Raw genomic sequence first — 16,190 nt, 5'->3', positions numbered from 1 at the left:
CATCGGCGATGCTCTCCCCACACCAACACCCCCTACTTCCCAACCTTAACCTCATAAACAGACCGCCACCGCTTCCCCGTAACAAACAACCGATCCCGCCCCGCGTCATAAGCAATCCCGTTGAGAACATCATTCTCCGGATCGCCCACTGTCTGCGCCTGCACCAGCTTCGTCATGTCGATCCACCCCACGACATGCCCCGTCGCCGGATCGATCTCCGCAATCCGCGCCGTCTGCCAGACATTCGCGTAGATCTTCCCCTTCACCCACTCCAGCTCGTTGATCTGCTGCAACGGCTCGCCATTCGCCGTGACCGCGATCGACCCGGTTTGTGCAAAGGTTTGCGGATCGAGAATGCGGATGACCGGCGTGCCATCGCTCATATAGATGTGATTGGCATCGCGTGTCATAGCCCAGCCCTCGCCGGGATAGCGGATCTGGTCGATCAGCTTGAAGCTGGCCTTGTCGTAGATGAAGCCGACGCCCTGCTGCCATGAGAGCTGCAGGATGCGCTGGCCTGACGCGATGATGCCTTCGCCGAAGTAGCCAGCCGGCGTGTCGCGTCGCTGCACGATCTCGCCCGTTTCCAGCTTCACCTTGCGCACGCCGGCACCGACGAATTCACCGGTGCTCTCGTAGAGGTAGCCGTCCTCGTAGAAGAGGCCCTCGGTGAAAGCGGTGGGATCGTGGGGATAGGTATGGACGATGCGGTAGGGGTGGACGGGGATGGTGTCGCCTTGGGCGCAGGCGGTGGGGGCAAGCGCGGCGGTGAGGCAGGCCCACAGGATATTGCGGGCAACGCGATGATTCATTGCGGAGGGTCCGGCGTTCGGTGGTGGGCAGTTTAGACGGATCGGGTGGCGACCGATGAATCGGCTCCTGCGGCGAGTGGGGCACCCATAAAAAAGCCGCCGACCCGAAGGCCGGCGGCTAAACACTCATGACGACTTATCAGCCGTTCTTTTTCAACCAGGCATCGACGGCCGGCAGGCGTTGCGTGCGCACCATGTTGCGGTAGCGGATGGTGGCCACGGCGGTTTCGGCATCGCGGCGCGAGGTCGGCGCGATGTTCTTTTCGGCGAAGGCCTGCAGCTTGTCGATCGTCGACAGCTCCAGCGAACCCATCGCAAGGCGCGGGTAGTAACGCGAGGACGAGGTCGAGTCGACGAAGCCGTCGACCTTGTCCTTGTGTGCCACGGCGAAGTCGAAGGCCAGTTCCGGATGACGGCGGGACACGCCCGAGATCAGCGCGGCGCTGTTGGTTTCGCCGGCCTCACCCGTCAGGGAAAGGTCGAGTGCACGCTTGGCCAGTGCCTCGTCTTCGGTCTGCGCAAGCAGCGCGTACAGGCGGTCCTTCACCAGCGGGGACTTCTCGGCCTTGGCGGCTTCGTGCATCTTGTCCCACGTCGCCGCATCGGCGTGCGCGGCGACGGCGGCAAGGATCACCTTGCGCAGCTCGGCCGGCATCTGGTTGCTCTCGTAGCGATGACGCGCTTCGGCGATGACCTTGGCATCACCCAGGTTGCTCAGGGACGAGATGAGCGACGAGCGCAGGATCGCGACCGGCGCCTCTTCACCCGGCTTCGCGTCCCAACCCACCTGCGCGAACTTCGGTGCCAGGCGTGCGATGGCGTACTTGCGCAGCACCGCCTGGCGCTTCGCATCTCCCTGGTAATACGCGTCGAGCGCGGTGAAGTCGCTGGCGATGCTGTCCCACAGCTGCGGCGGGGCATCCAGCGGCGCGACCTTGATCAGGTCGAGCACATCGGAGGCCGGCTCGAGGCCGCCCATGCCGAGCGCCCAGACGTCGGCGAACACACCGAGCTGGTCGATCGGCTCGAGCTTGGCGAACGTGCCGGTCAGCGCCTTGACCTGCGCCGGCTGGTACAGCGTGCGGAAGTAACCGGTCTGGCCGGCATTGACGACCACCGGTGCGCAACCGGCCACCGTGAGCGTACCCGAGCCATTCTCGAGCAGCGTCGTGGACGCGGCGCCACCGACGGTCTTCGCGATCACCGGCACGTGCCAGGCAAGCGCCTTCTTGTCCGGGCGGTCGCGGGTGAACTCACCCTGCGAGAGCTTCAGCGTGGTCGACCCATTGGTGCAGGTCACCGAGTCCACGCGCACCAGCGGAATGCCGGGCTGCAGCGTGAAGTCGTGGGCGATCGTGCTGACCGGCTTGCCGGCGGCCGCATCGATCTCCTTCCAGAGATCGTTCGACACCGTGTTCGAATACGCGTGTGCCTTGATGTACGCCTGCACGCCCTTCTGCCACGCATCGGGGCCGACATAGGCTTCGAGCATGCGGATAACGGATTCGCCCTTCGAGTAGGTGATTTCGTCGAAGGCCTGGCTGGCCTGCTCCACCGTATCGATCTTCTGCACCACCGGATGGGTGGTGGCCACGGCGTCGCGCGTCATCGCCTGTTCGCGAATCGACACGGCCTCGAGATTGGTATGCCATTCCGGGTGCAGGCGCTCGGTGGTGCGCGATGCCAGCCACGAGGCGAAGCCTTCGTTGAGCCAGAGATCGTCCCACCAGCGCATGGTGACAAGGTCGCCGAACCACTGGTGCGCCATTTCGTGCGCGGCGGTGTTGAACACTTCCTGCTTGTCGGCCTGCGTCGAGATGGACGGATCGAGCAGCAGCGCGTATTCGAAGGTGTAGATCGCACCCCAGTTTTCCATCGCCGCGAAGAACTGGCTCTGGCCCGGCGAAGCGATGTTGTCGAGCTTCGGCAGCGGGTACGGCACGCCGAAATACGCGTTGTATTCCTTCAGCACGTCCCTGCCCGAGTCGAGCGTGAACTTCGCCTGCGAGGTGAGGCCCTTCTGCGTGATCACACCGATCTCGACGCCATCGGACATCGTCGTCGCGCGGTCGAATTCACCCACGCCGAAGAACAGCAGGTAGGTCGACATCTTCGGCGTCTGCGCGAAGGTTACCTTCTTCAGCCCGTTGCCGAGATCCTTGCTCGAGGCGACCGGCATGTTGTTCACCGCCATGTCGGCGGCCGGTACGGTGGCGTCGACAGTGAAGGTGGCCTTGTACGCCGGCTCGTCCCACGACGGGATGAAGCGGCGGGCGTCGGAGTTCTCGAACTGGGTGTAGAGCGCGCGCTTCTTGCCGTCGCTCTTGGTGTCGTAGTCGATCGCGAACAGGCCGTTGGCCTGCGTGCCGATCTTGCCCGTGTAATCCATGGCCAGGCGATAGCTGCCTGCCGGAATCGCATGATCGAAGATGAAGGTCACCGTCTGCGCTTCGGCGTCGATGGCCACCTTCGGCGCGGCGAACTTCGCCTTGCCCGTGGTCGGCATCAGGGTCACGTTGGCGAAGGTCATGTCCTCCGCATTCAAGGTGATCGACGGCGTCGAGTCGAGCACGTCCACGGCGATCGTGACCTTGCCATCGAAGACCAGCTTGTCGGCGTGCGGCACGACCGAGACGTCGTAATGCGTCGGGCGGACGCCGCGCGGAAGCTGGGTGGTGGCGAGCTGTTCGCTGGCGTCGGCGGCCGGGGCGGCAAACGCCGCGGTGGTCAGGCCGGCGAGCGCGAAGGCAATCGCGGTGACGAGAGGTGTACGCATGGCGGGGATCCCTGGGAGTACGTCGCCCGGCCGGCAGCTCCGGCGGAGTCGATTACCCTGATGCTGGGACACCCGGCGGGGCCGGAGAAGCGCCGGAAGTCATGGGCGCAGGTTCTTGCGAATCGCTTTTATTGTGGGAGCCGATTCATCGGCGATCCCGCGGCAGCGGGCCGGGTCATCGCGAGCACCCAATCGCCGATGAATCGGCTCCCACAAAGGCAGGGGATCGCCGCTGAAGCGGCTCCCACAGGGTTACCAGAAGCGCCACCAAGTGCGCTTTTCGAGGCGGCGCATGGCTTTCAGGTGGCCGCGTTTGGCCGCCTTGCGGTACCAGGCGCGGGCGATGGCGGCGTTGCGGGGGACTCCCTCGCCGCGCTCGTGCAGCAGGCCAAGCTCGAACTGGGCGTCCGCGTGGTCGGCACCGGCGGCGGCGCGGTACAGACGCACCACCTCGCCGAGGTTGCGGGGCACGCCGCGGCCGTTATCGATCATCTGGGCCAGGGCGTACTGGGCCGGGACGTGACCGCGGTCCGCGGCCAGGGCCAGCCAGCGCACGGCCTCGGGTTCGTTACGCGCCACACCGTCGCCCGAGGCGAGGCGCTGACCGAGAAGAAACTGGGCCGGCGCATCCTGCGGGCCGATCTGACTGAGGCGCTCGGTGCCGTCGGGCACGGCATCCGCCTCGGCGTCCAGCTCGACCATGCGCTGCTTCGCTTCACTGTCGCCCTGCTCGGCCGCGCGGCCCAGCCATAGCCTGGCCTGCTCGCGGTCGCCGGGCAGATCGCTGGCGTCGAGGTACATCTTACCCAGGGTGAACTGGGCGATGCTGTTGCCCAGCTCGGCGGCGCGACGGAAGTGATGCGCTCCCATGGCGGTATCGCGCGCCACGCCGATGCCGTCCACATACATGCGGCCGAGGCTGCAGAGCGCATCGCTGAAACCACGCGATTCAGGCTGTCCGCGCTCCACGGCCTTGCTGTAGAAGGCGAAGGCGAGCTCCGCATCGCGCGGGACGCCGCGACCGAAATAGTGCGACACGCCCAGGTTTACACAGGCCTGCACGTGGCCCTGGTCGGCGGCCAGACCCCACCAGTGCAGGGCCTGCACACGGTCCGCGTTGACCCCATGGCCACGGGCGTAAAGGGTGCCCAGGGCACATTGCGCCTCGGCGAAGCCGGTCTCCGCGGCACGGCGAAACCACCCGGCCGCCTCGAACGGGTCGCGCGGCACACCCGTGCCCTCGGCGTAGTGCGTGGCGAGCCGATACTGGCTTTCCAGGTGGCCCTGCTCGGCCGCGCGACGAAACCAATGGACGGAGCGTGAGCGGTCCTGGGTGATGTGCTCACCCTCGTAATACATGGTGGCCACGCGGAACTGCGCCTGCGCGTCGCCGAGCTGGGCGTCCCTTTCCAGCGATCCGAATCGCTGCAAGGCATCCATTTCCGCGGCGAACCGACGGTCGCCCAACAGCGTACCTGCCTTCGCTTCCGACATCCCGTTCCCCTGAAAACGCCTGCCGATCGTGGCCGCATCATAGGGGGATAAGCGACGGAAAGATATCGGCTTTTTGGGCAGGTCCCTAGTCGAACATCGCGTGGACACTGGCCAGCAGGCCGTCGATCTCGAAGGGCTTGGTGATCATGTCCATGCCGGTGCCGAGAAAGCGCGAGCGCTGCATGGCGTTCTCGGTGTAGCCGGTCATGAACAGGACCGGCAAGGTCGGCCGCCAGGCCCGCGCCACCTCGGCCAGGTCACGACCGTTCATGCCAGGCATGCCGACGTCCGTGAGCAGGAGATCCAGACCCTCGTCGCCGCGCAACACACGCAGCGCATGCTCGATGTCGCCCGTGGCGATGCATTCGTAGCCGGCACGGATCAGGATTTCCTCGGTCATCATGCGCAGGGAATCGGTGTCCTCGACGACGAGGATCCGCTCACCGCGACCGCCGCCGATCGGCAAGGCGCGCTGCATCAGCGGCACCACCTCGCCCTGGCCCACGGGCAGCAGCAGCGAGACATCGGTGCCCTTGCCCACGGTGCTGACGATGCGTGCCTGGCCGCCCGACTGGCGGGCGAAGCCGTAGATCATCGACAACCCCAGGCCCGTGCCCTGCCCCAGCGGCTTGGTGGTGAAGAACGGTTCGAAGACCTTGTCGAGGATCTCCGGCGGGATACCGCCGCCGTTGTCGGAGACGGTCAGCATGATGTAATCGCCATCGGCCACCTCCGCATCGCGTTCGATCCGCACCTGGTCCGTGGTCACCCGGATCACGCCCTGGCCGTCCATCGCATCGCGTGCGTTGATGACCAGGTTGATCACCGCATTTTCCAGCTGGTTGGCATCCACGTTGGCGATCGCCGCCGACGCATCAAGGTCGAGCGCCAGCGAGATGTGCTCGCCGATCGTCCGGCGCAACATGTCTTCCAGCGAACGCACGCGATCGTTCACGTCGGTCGCCTGGGCGTCCAGCGGCTGCTGGCGCGCAAAGGCGAGCAGGCGATGGGTGAGTGCCGATGCGCGTCGCGCGGAACCCAGCGCGGCATCGGCAAAGCGCTGCACACCCTGGGTCTTGCCGGCCTCGACCGAACGGTTGATCAGGTCGATACCGGTGATGATGCTGGTGAGCAGGTTGTTGAAGTCGTGGGCGATGCCGCCGGTGAGCTTGCCGAGGGCGTCCATCTTCTGCGCCTGCAGAAGTTGAGATTCGCTGCGTTCGCGCTCGGCGATCTCGATCGCCAACTGGGTCGTCGCCGTGTCGATCTGCTCCAGCTGCGTGCGCTCGCGCAAGCGCTGTTCGGTCACATCGTCGATGAAGACGAGGCCGGCGTCGTCACGATACGGCGTGACGCGCCACTCCGTCTCGCGTGTGCCCAGCGCACTATGCATGGACAAGTCACCGCGCCAGCGTTGCCGCGTGGCAAGGGTCTGGCGCATTTCCTCGAGCAAGGCCTCCTGGCCAGGCACGAAGCACGCCTCCAACGCACCGTCGCACCCCGCGTCGCCAGCCAGGCGACGAAAGGCATCGTTGGCCTCGATCACATTGAGCCGGGCATCGACCACGCCGATGGGCGCGCCGATGTTGATGAAGATCTCGCGGAAGCGCGCCTCGGATTCACGCAGCGCATCTTCCGTTTCGCGCACGCGCAACAGCGTACGGATGGTCGCCAGCAAGACATCCGGATCCACGGGATGGATCAGGTAGGCGTCTGCACCGTTATCCAGGCCGGTGATCATGTCGCCGGTCTCGATCGAGGCGGCGGAGACATGGATCACCGGCAGAAGCAGGGTCTCGGGCGCCTCGCGCAACTGGCGCACGATATCGAAGCCGCTCATGTCGGGCAGGTTGACGTCGAGGATCAGGCCGGCGAAGTCGTTCGCCGCGATCATCGCCAGGCCTTCGGACCCGGTACCCGCTTCGAGCACGGTGTAGCCGTGGCGCTCGACGGTGCGCCGCATCGCATAGCGCGTCGCGGCGTTGTCGTCGACGATAAGCAGTCGGTTATTCGGCGGCATCGGCCGTATCCTCCGCCAGCTTCAGCGGCAAGACCACATGAAACACCGAACCCACGCCGGCCGCGCTCTCCAGGCCCACCTCGCCACCGAGCAGGTGGGCGAACTGGCGGCACAGCGACAGGCCCAGGCCCGTGCCACGCAGGCGTTTCTGCAGCGGCGAATCGATCTGGGCGAAGTCCTCGAACAACACGTTCTGCAACTCTTCCGGAATGCCGATCCCGGTATCGCTCACCGCAAAGCGCACGCGATCGGCGCCTTCCATCTGCGCCGTGACGCGCACTTCGCCGCGCGGCGTGAACTTCAGCGCGTTGGAAATGAAGTTGCGCAGGATCTGCGCGAGCTTCTTGTCATCGGTATAGAGCCTGGGCATGCCTTCCGGCGCCTCGAAGATCAGGTCCGCCTCGGTCGTGTCCACGATTGGACGGAACATGCCGCGCAGGGCCGAGAAAAGGTCCATCAGCTCGAACCAGGCCGGCGAGATCGTGATCCGCCCGGCCTCGATCTTGGCCAGATCGAGCAGGTCGTCGACCATGTCGCTGAGGTCGCGCGCCGCCGTGCTGACGAAGGCCAGCTGCTTGTGTTGTTCCGTGGTCAGCGGGCCGTCGAGTTCGTCGTCGAGCAGGCGCGTCATGCTCAGGATGGAACCCAACGGCGTGCGGAACTCGTGGCTCATGTACGACAGGAACCGGCTCTTCAGCTCGGAGGCCTGGCGCAGCTGCTCGGCCTGGTTGTCCAGTTCGGCATACAGCGCCAGCACGCCCTGGTTCGTCTCGTCCAGTTCGGCACGCAGCGCGTCGTTCTCGGCGCGAAGTTTATCGCTGTCGTCGGCGCCATTCATGCGGAAGTCTCCAATCGAATCGCAAGCACGGTCGCATCGTCGCGGCCACGAGAGAAGTCCCGGTGCAGCAGCGCGGTCACCACCGCCGGGTGGCGTGTCACCAGTCCGGGGTAATCGAGCAGGTTCCAGCGCGACTGCAGGCCGTCACTGTGCAGGATAAGCAAACGGCCGTGCACCGGCGAGAACTCGAAAGGACGGCTGCGCCGGGCCTGCACGCCCACGATACCGGGGTGCGAGGCCAGGCCGCGCGATCCGTCGACGGTCTGCAGGCTGCCGGCGATGTTACCGATGCCGGCATAGCGCAGCGTATCGGAAGTGCGATCGTAACGGGCGATGGCGACCGCTCCGCCCCGCGTGCCGCGCATCGAGGCATCCATGTTGCCGATGCCGTCGAGCGGGTCGGCCAGCGCATCGGCCAGCCAGGCGTCGGTGCCCGCCTTCGCGGCGTCATGCGCCTGCGGACCGTGGCCGAGCCCATCCACCATCATCGCAGCGACGACCTCGTCGCCCAGGCTCATCGCCCAGCCGTCGCCACTCACCGCCTCGCTGTGCAAGGCATGATGGCTGGCGCCGAAATGCAGATCGGCGCCGGAGAAACCCTTCGGATACATGCGCGCCATCACCACGGATCCGCGATGGTCGGCATACATGTCGAGCACATCGGCCACGCGCTTCACCGCGCCCAGCCCTTCGCCGCGCGTGCCGCCGGTGGAATAGCCGTCCGGCAGGCAGTCGCTGAGATTGAAGCCGGGACCCCGGTCGACGGCAATGACTTCGACGCCGCCTGTCGCGACCCCGGGAACGAGGGCGATGTGGATCTCGCCGGTACGCGCATGCTTGAGTACGTTGGTCGCCAGCTCCGTGGCGATCAACGCCACGCGGGCCGCATCCGTCTCGTCGAAGCCGGCGCGCGCGGCTTCCTTCAGCGCCACGCGGCGCGCGTGTCCGATCTGGCTGGTGTCTTCCAGCGGCAGCACCAGGGTCGGCGCCCCGGCAAAGGTCAGGTCCATTTGCAGATCATTACCCGGGTGCCTTCCCCGGGTGCACTCTGCACCGAAAAGTCGTCGACGAGACGCTTTGCGCCGGTAAGGCCGAGGCCGAGGCCACTGCCCGAGGTCCAACCGTCGGTCATCGCCAGCTTCATATCGGCGATGCCCGGGCCCTGGTCGCGGAAGGTGAGGCGCAGGCCCTTGCGGCGCTCGTCCTCGAGGATTTCCCAATCCATGTCGCCACCGCGGCCGTAGACCACGGTGTTGCGCGCCAGCTCGCTGGCCGCCGTCACCAGCTTGGTCTGGTCGACCAGGCGCAGGCCGGCTTCCACCGCGAGCTTGCGCGCGGTCTGTCGCGCCATCACCACGTCCTGTTCGATGCGAACCGCCTGGCTGCCGCTCTTGAGGACGTTCATTCGGCTTGCACGCGCTCACGCAACAGCTTCATGCCACGCTCCACGTTCAGTGCGGTGATCACGCCGGGGAGGGTCAGACCCAACTCCACCAGGGTGATCGCCACCGCCGGTTGCATGCCGACCAGCACGGTTTCGGCATCCATGATCTTGGACAGGCCGGAAATCGTGCCGATCATGCGGCCGATGAAGGAGTCCACCATGTCCAGCGCGGAGATGTCGATGAGGACGCCGCGTGCGGAGGTCTTGCTGATCCGCTCGGAGAGGTCGTCCTGCAGCGTGATGGCGAGTTCGTCGTGCATGTCCACCTGGATGGTGACCAGCAGGAAGTCGCCCATGCGCAAGATGGGGATGCGTTCCACGTCAGCTCGCCTTGGTGACGGTAAGACCCGAACGCTTCAGTGCCAATGCCAGGGCGTCGGCGAGGTTGGCCTTGGTCACGATGCCCTGCAGGTCCAGGCCCAGGTGCACGATGGTCTGCGCGATCTGGGGGCGGACACCGCTGATGATGGCATCGGCGCCCATGAGGCGGATGGCCGTGACCGTCTTCAGCAGGTGCTGCGCGACAAGCGTGTCCACGGTGGGTACGCCGGTGATATCGATGATGGCGATTTCCGAACCGGTTTCCACGATGCGCTGGAGCAGGGATTCCATCACCACCTGGGTACGCTGCGAATCCAGCGTGCCGATCATCGGCAGCGCGAGCACGCCGTCCCACAGCTTCACCACCGGTGTCGACAGCTCGAGCAGTTCTTCCTGCTGGCGGGCGATCACTTCTTCGCGCGACTTCTGGAACGCGCGCACGGTGTACATGCCGAGCGTGTCGAGCAGCTCGGTCACCGCCCAGAGCTGCGCGGCAAGTTCGCTCGCATCGCTCGCATACTGCGCCTGCAGAAGTTCGAACAGTGGGCGCTTCAGCGAGAAGATGAAACTCGCCGTGGTTTGCGAATCGAAGCCCTGCAGCGCACGACTGCGTGACAGGCCATCGAGGAAGCCACGGACGTCGGCCCATTCGCTACCGGTGATGTTGGCGGTGTCGCTACCGTTCGCGCTGGCAAGGAACAGGCGGAGGAACTCGCGGGTCTGTCCCTCGAACTCGGCCTGCTTGATCCGGGAATCGCGTGACGCACCGCTCGCATCCAAGTTGGCCTGCCAGCTGGCCAGGAGGTGGCCTTCGTTCTTGCGGGTCGCATCGATGGTCTGCTGGCTCAGTACGCTCATGGTCATCCCCCTAAAAGCTCTATGATGCGGCCCAGCCGGGGCCAAGGGAATAGCGCCCGGCCCCTCAGGTGCGTTGACGCGAGGTTCACACCGAACCCGCTATCTGCGTCGCCGATATCCTCGTCGCCTAGCCCATGAAGTGCCCTCCATGACCACTGATCATCCCCTGTTCGTCCTGCTCGTCGAGGACGACCCGTCCATCCGCGAGATCTCCGCGATGATCCTGGAGGATGCCGGCATGACGGTGCATACCGTCTCCAGCGGCGACGAAGCAGAGGAGTGGCTCAAAACCGGCAGGGCCGATGTACTGTTCACCGACGTGCGCATGCCGGGCAAGATTTCCGGCCAGGACCTCGCCACCCGCCACACCGACATGCGCGTACTGGTGACCTCGGGTGAAGCGAAGGAGCAGCACGATTGGCTGCAGGCATCGATGGCCTACCTGGCCAAGCCGTACGACCGGAAGTCGCTGCTGGCGGCGGTCAAGGGTATTGCGGCCTGAACGGTATCGCTGACTGATCGAAGAGCATCGCCGATGAATCGGCTCCCACAGGTAGGAGCCGATGCATCGGCGATGCCCTCAGCCCCCTGTGAGAGCCGATGCATCGGCGATGCCCTCAGCCCCCCTGTGGGAGCCGATTCATCGGCGATGGGTGCTGGCGAACACCTCGCCTACTTGCCCTTCGAAGCCCGAACACTCTCCACCCCGGCCTTCGCCTTGGCATCGTTCGGCGCGATCTTCAGGCAGTTCTGGTAGGCCTTGTCCGCCTCGTCATACCGCTTCAACTGCAGCAGATCGAACCCCTGCCCGCCATACGCCCGGCACAGGAAGTCGTTCTTCTCCGGGTCCTTCCAGGTATCCATCAGGTCGATGTTCCTGATCGCCGCGCGATACAGCTTGAACGAGTCGTCATAGCGGTTTTCCCGCTGGGCGACGAAGGCAAGCTCACCGAGAAACTGCGAATCTTTCGGCGATAGCTGCAGCGCCTTGTTCAATTCGACTTCGGCCTCCGCGTAACGACCCAGGTCGCTATACCCGTAGCCGCGCGCCCAATAGGCCATCGCCCAGGCCGGGCCAATGTTGACGATGCGCTTGCCGTGGCCCGGGTGCTTCTTGTCGCCCACTTCCAACGCGGCGTAATCGGCCCGCAGTGCCGGCCCTCGCGGCGAATAGACCTGGTCGGGGCTGTTCGCGTACTGCTTCTCGAGGCGCGTGACGACGTCCGTCAACGGACCATCGATCGCCTCCTGTATCTTCCCGGCGTGGATCATGCTGATGGCGTCGGCAACTTCCTTGTCGTCACTACTCTGCTTGACGACTTTCTCCGACTGCGGCGTTTCCCTCGGCGGCAGCGCTGCTGCACACGCTGCCAGCGACATCACCACGCACACGGTCGCGGCGTTTCTCCATACCCTGACCATCGCAGGCACCCTCATTTTCGATGAGGCGAAGCTTGGGAAACCCACCTGTCGAGAAGCTTTCAGCAAGAAATCGCGGCTCATCCGCGGTCGATGATGCGGTTGATCTTGCCGTTGTGGAAGCCGAATTCCGAGGTGCCTTGCATCTCGATGATGCTGCCCGCACCCGGGCCGTCGGGAATGTCCTCGGCGATCTCGCCGTGGAAGTCGATCGTCGCAATCACCACCGTGCCCTCCTCGTGCATCTTCAACAGCTTCTGGTGGCGCGAGGCGAACAACGCCGCGCCCACGCGCGCCAGCTTCTCCAGCTCGGCCTTGCCGTTCGTCGCCACGCTCAGCTCGTCGCCGGTGTGGTGCTCGAAGCGCACGTCGTCCGTGACCAGGGCCAGCATGCGCTCGATGTCGAAGTGGTTGTATGCGTCGATGTAGGCATCGATGAGGGCGTGGCGTGCGGCGTCGATCATGATCGCGGGTCCCTGGGTAGTGATGGGGCGAGGCGTTCGCGGAAAAAGTCGATGAACACGCGCAGCTTGCGCGGCACGTGTACACGACTGGGATAGTACAGATGGAAGGCGCCAAAGGTGGGCCAGAAATCTTCCAGCACGGGCTGCAGGCGTCCGCTGTCGAGATCCGCCCGCACCAGCGCCTCGAAGTGGCAGCCGATACCGATACCCTGCCGCGCACCTTCGATCAGCAAGTCGGCATCGTTGCTGATCATCGACGGGTTAGCCTCCACCTCGATCAGGCGGCCGTCCTGCGCGAAGTCCCAGAGCATCAGGCTGCGCTCCTCGTCCAGGCGGACGCAGGCACAACGGTGGGCAAGCAGGTCGGCGGGCGTGCGCGGTTCACCGTGACGCTGCAGATACGCGGGAGCGGCGAACGTCGCGAGCCGGTGCGGGCCGCCGATAGGTACCGCGACGACATCGTTGGCCAGGCTTTCGCCCAGCCGGAAGCCCACGTCGAAACCACCCGCCACGAGGTCCTTGAAGCGGTTGTCGCAATGCAGTTCGACAACCACGTCCGGGTACATCGCCATGAAGTCGCCGAGATGGGGCATCACTACCAGGTCCGCCACGACGCGCGAAAGATTGATGCGCAGCACGCCGGCCGGCGCCTCGCGGGACTCGTCCACGGCATCGACCGCCCGGGCGATGGCGGCGAGCCCCGTCTGCGCCTCGGCCAGGAAACGACGACCGATCTCGGTCACGCCCACCCGGCGCGTCGTGCGATCGAGCAGCCGCACGCCCAGGCGACTCTCCAGCGAGCGAACGGCCTGGGACAGCGCCGAGGGCGAGATACCCATTTCGCGCGCCGCCCGGGTAAAGCTCTCGTGGTGCGCGACACGGGCGAAGGCGGAGATCGCGGGTAACAGCTCGGGTGGCATCGCAGCCTTCCATTATGAAGCAATGCTTCAAAGCCTATCCCCTGATCACTGGTTTATCCAGAGGCAATCACGGGACTATCGTCAGCGGCATCCCTCCACGGAGACATGCCATGAGCAAGCGCCTCAACGACTACGTCACCCTCGGCCGCTCCGGCCTGCGCGTCAGCCCTGTGTCATTGGGCACGATGACGTTCGGCGAGGAATGGGGCTGGGGTGCCGGGGAATCCGAATCCCGGAGCATGCTCGACAGCTACATGGAGCGCGGCGGCAACTTCATCGACACCGCCAACTTCTACACCGGCGGCACCTCGGAGACCCTGCTCGGTCGGTTCCTCGCCGGCCGTCGCGACCACGCCGTGATCGCGACCAAGTACTCACTGACGACGGACCCCACCAACGCCAATGCATCTGGCAATCACCGGCGCAACATGGTCCGCGCGGTGGAAGACAGCCTCCGTCGCCTCGATACCGACTACATCGATCTCTATTACCTGCATGTCTGGGATGGCCTGGTGCCGGTCGAAGAGATCATGCGCGCCTTCGACGATCTCGTCCGCAGCGGCAAGATCGTCTACGCCGGCATCTCCGACACGCCCGCCTGGCAGATCGCCCGCATGCAGACGCTGGCCGACCTTCGCGGCTGGGCGCCCCTCGTCGCGCTGCAGATCGAGCACAGCCTGATCGAGCGCACGGTGGAACACGACCTCCTGCCGATGGCACAGGAACTCGGCCTCGGCGTGCTTGCATGGTCGCCGCTGGGCAGTGGCGTGCTCTCGGGCAAGTACAGCCGGGCCGATGTCGAAAAGCACAAGGGCGGCGACATGTTCGCCGGCGGTCGCGCCGCCGTGGCATCCGGCATGGGATCGCTGAGCGAACACAACCTCGATATCGTCGATGCGCTCAAGGCGGTCGCCGGCGATGTCGGCCACACGCCCGCACAAACGGCCATCGCGTGGTTACTGGCCAAACAGGCGCCGTCGATCATCCCGATCCTCGGCGCACGGACCGCCGCCCAGTTCGAAGAGAACCTTGCGGCACTCGATGTCGCCTTGACCGACGAGCAGATCCGCACGCTCGATGACGCCAGCGCGATCGGCCCGATCTTCCCGCACTCCTTCCTTCCCCGCGTCCACGACACCGTCCGCGGCGGCGCCAGCGTCAAAAAGCTCTGGTAGGAGCCGATTCATCGGCGATGCGCACCGCAGGCGTCCGCGTGTCCGCGTCGACCGTCCGCGGACACGCCCTGAGGGCAGCCATCCCCGTTTCTCCGGTGCATGCCCTTTGGCCCGCCGTTTGCAGAGACGCTTCCGATCACAAGGAGCGGCGATGGCAGGCATATCGAGAAGGGTCAGGTTTTTCATCGTGGCGGCGAGCGTTCTCACGGCGAGCGGCATCACGCCACTCGTCCATGCGACCGAACCACCACCGATCCACTACGACATCGGACTGGACCTGAAGCAGGGGGACCTCGACGCCATCACCGTGCGAGCCACGCTGCGCAGTGGCGACGACGGCATCGTCGATTTCACCCCGCCCGATCAGCCTCCTGTCGACGTCCACGTCGAAAGCGGCACCCTCGACACGTCCATGCCGGACCGCTGGCGTGTGACCACCTCGCCGCATGCCGAGGTGGTCGTCGCGTGGCGCACTGCCAGGCCACAACCACTCGACTGGGGCAAGTGGGACGTCTTTCATCCCCAGGTGCTCGGAGGACCCGGCGCAATGTTCGCCTTCGGTGGCGCCTTGCTAGCACGCCCGAAAGGCCCCACGACACGACCAGCCTCGTCGACGGTAACGCTGCCCGAGGGCTGGCACACCGTCGGCGCCTCAGGTAGCCCCATTCAGACGGTCGACGACATCTGGCTCACGTCGTACCTGGTCGCCCGCCATCTCACCCTGACAACCCGCCGCATCGGCAAGGCGACCACGCTGCACGTGGGTGCGCTGGGTGGCCGGCCCTGGGATGTCGAGAAGATCGCTGACCTCATCGCCTCGACACTGGTTCTCGTCGACCGCAACGCGAACTTGCCGAGCCTCCTTACCGTCAACGTGCTCAACTTCGACGAGGGAACAGGCTACGGCTCCACGGCGACCGGCACATCGGCAACGCTGCTGATAACACCCGGCGCGCCGTCTCCGCCCTGGCCGTTCGAAGTGATCAGGCAATTCGCGTCCACCGGGACTGCCCAAGGCGGCACGGCCAACGCATGGTTCAGCCGGGGCTTCGCGGGGTACCGCGTCGCCAGCGCCCTCCGCACCGAAGGCAAGCTCGATCGCGTCGATTTCGCCCGGCACGTGAACGACATCCTTGGCAAGTACGGCGGCTCGCCCTTCCGGCGAACCTCGAATGCCGGTCTCGTTGAAGTGGCTCCGCGCGTCTACGAGGCGCGGCAGTTACCGGGGGCCCGGGGCGAGCTCTTCGCGTGGCTGATCGACGCGCATCTGCGGGAGGCCACCCAGGGCCGGAAGCAACTGGCGGATGCGCTCAACCGGATGGACATCCAAACCCCGGACCCCGGTCCAGCCCTGATCGCCGCCGTGGCCGCCGAGGGCGGCGGCGACATCACGCCGCTCTACCAGCGCTACATCGTGGACGGCGAGCTACTGCAGCTTCCCACCGATACGCTCGGCCCGTGCTACAGCATCGGCACCGTTGCTTACGACTATGGCTGGCAGGAGCAACACGCCTTCGCCAAGCCGCCAACGCTATGCGTAGGAGCCGATTCATCGGCGAAAAGCCAACGAAGCGGCGATGAGGCAGCCCCAAATCGCCGATAAATCGGCTCCTGCAGAAGCAGCCGTTCCTGGGTCGCCTTGCCGGATC

15 protein-coding genes are annotated in these 16,190 nt (G+C 65.5%); 3 read left to right on the top strand and 12 right to left on the bottom strand.

Annotation, left to right across the window (positions count from 1 at the left end; translation table 11 throughout):
- Positions 1-32 precede the first annotated feature (32 nt).
- The 9 genes from BJI69_RS10755 to BJI69_RS10715 all read right to left on the bottom strand — a co-directional run bounded on the left by BJI69_RS10755 (position 33) and on the right by BJI69_RS10715 (position 10,563).
- Positions 33-812 carry a glutaminyl-peptide cyclotransferase gene (locus BJI69_RS10755; protein WP_071924924.1) on the bottom strand — a complete coding sequence of 260 codons (780 nt, stop codon included), beginning with the start codon at positions 810-812 and terminating at the stop codon, positions 33-35.
- Positions 813-951: 139 nt separating this feature from the next.
- Complete coding sequence (locus BJI69_RS10750; RefSeq protein WP_046966841.1) at positions 952-3,588, bottom strand: M1 family metallopeptidase; 2,637 nt, start codon at positions 3,586-3,588, stop codon at positions 952-954.
- 252 nt (positions 3,589-3,840) lie between these two features.
- Complete coding sequence (locus tag BJI69_RS10745; protein WP_052767276.1) at positions 3,841-5,082, bottom strand: tetratricopeptide repeat protein; 1,242 nt, start codon at positions 5,080-5,082, stop codon at positions 3,841-3,843.
- Between the two features lie 85 nt (positions 5,083-5,167).
- A complete protein-coding gene (locus BJI69_RS10740) occupies positions 5,168-7,102 on the bottom strand; it encodes a response regulator (RefSeq protein WP_046968579.1) in 1,935 nt (644 codons plus the stop codon).
- Positions 7,089-7,940, bottom strand: a complete 852-nt coding sequence (locus BJI69_RS10735) for a sensor histidine kinase (RefSeq protein ID WP_046968580.1) — start codon at positions 7,938-7,940, stop codon at positions 7,089-7,091. The genes BJI69_RS10740 and BJI69_RS10735 overlap by 14 nt, the downstream gene beginning before the upstream one ends.
- Positions 7,937-8,950: an ATP-binding protein gene (locus tag BJI69_RS10730; protein ID WP_046968581.1), complete on the bottom strand. Its 1,014-nt coding sequence runs from the start codon at positions 8,948-8,950 to the stop codon at positions 7,937-7,939. Before BJI69_RS10730 ends, BJI69_RS10735 begins: the two co-directional genes overlap by 4 nt.
- Positions 8,941-9,345 carry an anti-sigma regulatory factor gene (locus BJI69_RS10725; RefSeq protein WP_046968582.1) on the bottom strand — a complete coding sequence of 135 codons (405 nt, stop codon included), beginning with the start codon at positions 9,343-9,345 and terminating at the stop codon, positions 8,941-8,943. Before BJI69_RS10725 ends, BJI69_RS10730 begins: the two co-directional genes overlap by 10 nt.
- Positions 9,342-9,704 (bottom strand): STAS domain-containing protein, encoded by a 363-nt coding sequence (locus tag BJI69_RS10720; protein ID WP_046968583.1) that lies wholly within the window; start codon positions 9,702-9,704, stop codon positions 9,342-9,344. Before BJI69_RS10720 ends, BJI69_RS10725 begins: the two co-directional genes overlap by 4 nt.
- A gap of 1 nt (position 9,705) precedes the next feature.
- Positions 9,706-10,563: an STAS domain-containing protein gene (locus BJI69_RS10715; protein ID WP_046968584.1), complete on the bottom strand. Its 858-nt coding sequence runs from the start codon at positions 10,561-10,563 to the stop codon at positions 9,706-9,708.
- A 148-nt stretch (positions 10,564-10,711) separates the two neighbouring features.
- Between BJI69_RS10715 and BJI69_RS10710 the strand changes: the two genes are divergently transcribed.
- Complete coding sequence (locus tag BJI69_RS10710; RefSeq protein WP_046968585.1) at positions 10,712-11,065, top strand: response regulator; 354 nt, start codon at positions 10,712-10,714, stop codon at positions 11,063-11,065.
- A gap of 170 nt (positions 11,066-11,235) precedes the next feature.
- Here the strand turns inward: BJI69_RS10710 and BJI69_RS10705 are convergent, their stop codons facing one another.
- The 3 genes from BJI69_RS10705 to BJI69_RS10695 form a co-directional block, all read right to left on the bottom strand.
- On the bottom strand, positions 11,236-11,985 hold the full coding sequence (locus tag BJI69_RS10705; protein WP_162200995.1) for a tetratricopeptide repeat protein: 750 nt from the start codon (positions 11,983-11,985) through the stop codon (positions 11,236-11,238).
- Positions 11,986-12,062: 77 nt separating this feature from the next.
- Positions 12,063-12,446, bottom strand: a complete 384-nt coding sequence (locus BJI69_RS10700; RefSeq protein ID WP_046968587.1) for a nuclear transport factor 2 family protein — start codon at positions 12,444-12,446, stop codon at positions 12,063-12,065.
- Positions 12,443-13,366: a LysR family transcriptional regulator gene (locus BJI69_RS10695; protein WP_046968588.1), complete on the bottom strand. Its 924-nt coding sequence runs from the start codon at positions 13,364-13,366 to the stop codon at positions 12,443-12,445. The genes BJI69_RS10700 and BJI69_RS10695 overlap by 4 nt, the downstream gene beginning before the upstream one ends.
- A gap of 110 nt (positions 13,367-13,476) precedes the next feature.
- On the opposite strand from BJI69_RS10695, the gene BJI69_RS10690 reads away from it, so the two are divergent.
- Both BJI69_RS10690 and BJI69_RS10685 read left to right on the top strand, forming a co-directional pair.
- On the top strand, positions 13,477-14,541 hold the full coding sequence (locus tag BJI69_RS10690; RefSeq protein ID WP_046968589.1) for an aldo/keto reductase: 1,065 nt from the start codon (positions 13,477-13,479) through the stop codon (positions 14,539-14,541).
- Between the two features lie 187 nt (positions 14,542-14,728).
- Complete coding sequence (locus BJI69_RS10685; protein ID WP_046978088.1) at positions 14,729-16,144, top strand: hypothetical protein; 1,416 nt, start codon at positions 14,729-14,731, stop codon at positions 16,142-16,144.
- Positions 16,145-16,190: the final 46 nt, after the last annotated feature.

Origin of the sequence: Luteibacter rhizovicinus DSM 16549 (genome assembly GCF_001887595.1) — a bacterium.
Lineage (GTDB): Bacteria > Pseudomonadota > Gammaproteobacteria > Xanthomonadales > Rhodanobacteraceae > Luteibacter > Luteibacter rhizovicinus.
The sequence above is the reverse complement of the archived record's forward strand: the minus strand, read 5'-3'. Positions and strand labels throughout refer to the sequence as shown.

Bases quoted from the DNA above. Each gene is read 5' to 3' on its own strand.
- BJI69_RS10755 (WP_071924924.1), bottom strand. From the start codon at position 812: ATGAATCATCGCGTTGCCCGCAATATCCTGTGGGCCTGCCTCACCGCC.
- BJI69_RS10750 (WP_046966841.1), bottom strand. From the start codon at position 3,588: ATGCGTACACCTCTCGTCACCGCGATTGCCTTCGCGCTCGCCGGCCTG.
- BJI69_RS10745 (WP_052767276.1), bottom strand. From the start codon at position 5,082: ATGTCGGAAGCGAAGGCAGGTACGCTGTTGGGCGACCGTCGGTTCGCC.
- BJI69_RS10740 (WP_046968579.1), bottom strand. From the start codon at position 7,102: ATGCCGCCGAATAACCGACTGCTTATCGTCGACGACAACGCCGCGACG.
- BJI69_RS10735 (WP_046968580.1), bottom strand. From the start codon at position 7,940: ATGAATGGCGCCGACGACAGCGATAAACTTCGCGCCGAGAACGACGCG.
- BJI69_RS10730 (WP_046968581.1), bottom strand. From the start codon at position 8,950: ATGGACCTGACCTTTGCCGGGGCGCCGACCCTGGTGCTGCCGCTGGAA.
- BJI69_RS10725 (WP_046968582.1), bottom strand. From the start codon at position 9,345: ATGAACGTCCTCAAGAGCGGCAGCCAGGCGGTTCGCATCGAACAGGAC.
- BJI69_RS10715 (WP_046968584.1), bottom strand. From the start codon at position 10,563: ATGAGCGTACTGAGCCAGCAGACCATCGATGCGACCCGCAAGAACGAA.
- BJI69_RS10710 (WP_046968585.1), top strand. From the start codon at position 10,712: ATGACCACTGATCATCCCCTGTTCGTCCTGCTCGTCGAGGACGACCCG.
- BJI69_RS10705 (WP_162200995.1), bottom strand. From the start codon at position 11,985: ATGGTCAGGGTATGGAGAAACGCCGCGACCGTGTGCGTGGTGATGTCG.
- BJI69_RS10700 (WP_046968587.1), bottom strand. From the start codon at position 12,446: ATGATCGACGCCGCACGCCACGCCCTCATCGATGCCTACATCGACGCA.
- BJI69_RS10695 (WP_046968588.1), bottom strand. From the start codon at position 13,366: ATGCCACCCGAGCTGTTACCCGCGATCTCCGCCTTCGCCCGTGTCGCG.
- BJI69_RS10690 (WP_046968589.1), top strand. From the start codon at position 13,477: ATGAGCAAGCGCCTCAACGACTACGTCACCCTCGGCCGCTCCGGCCTG.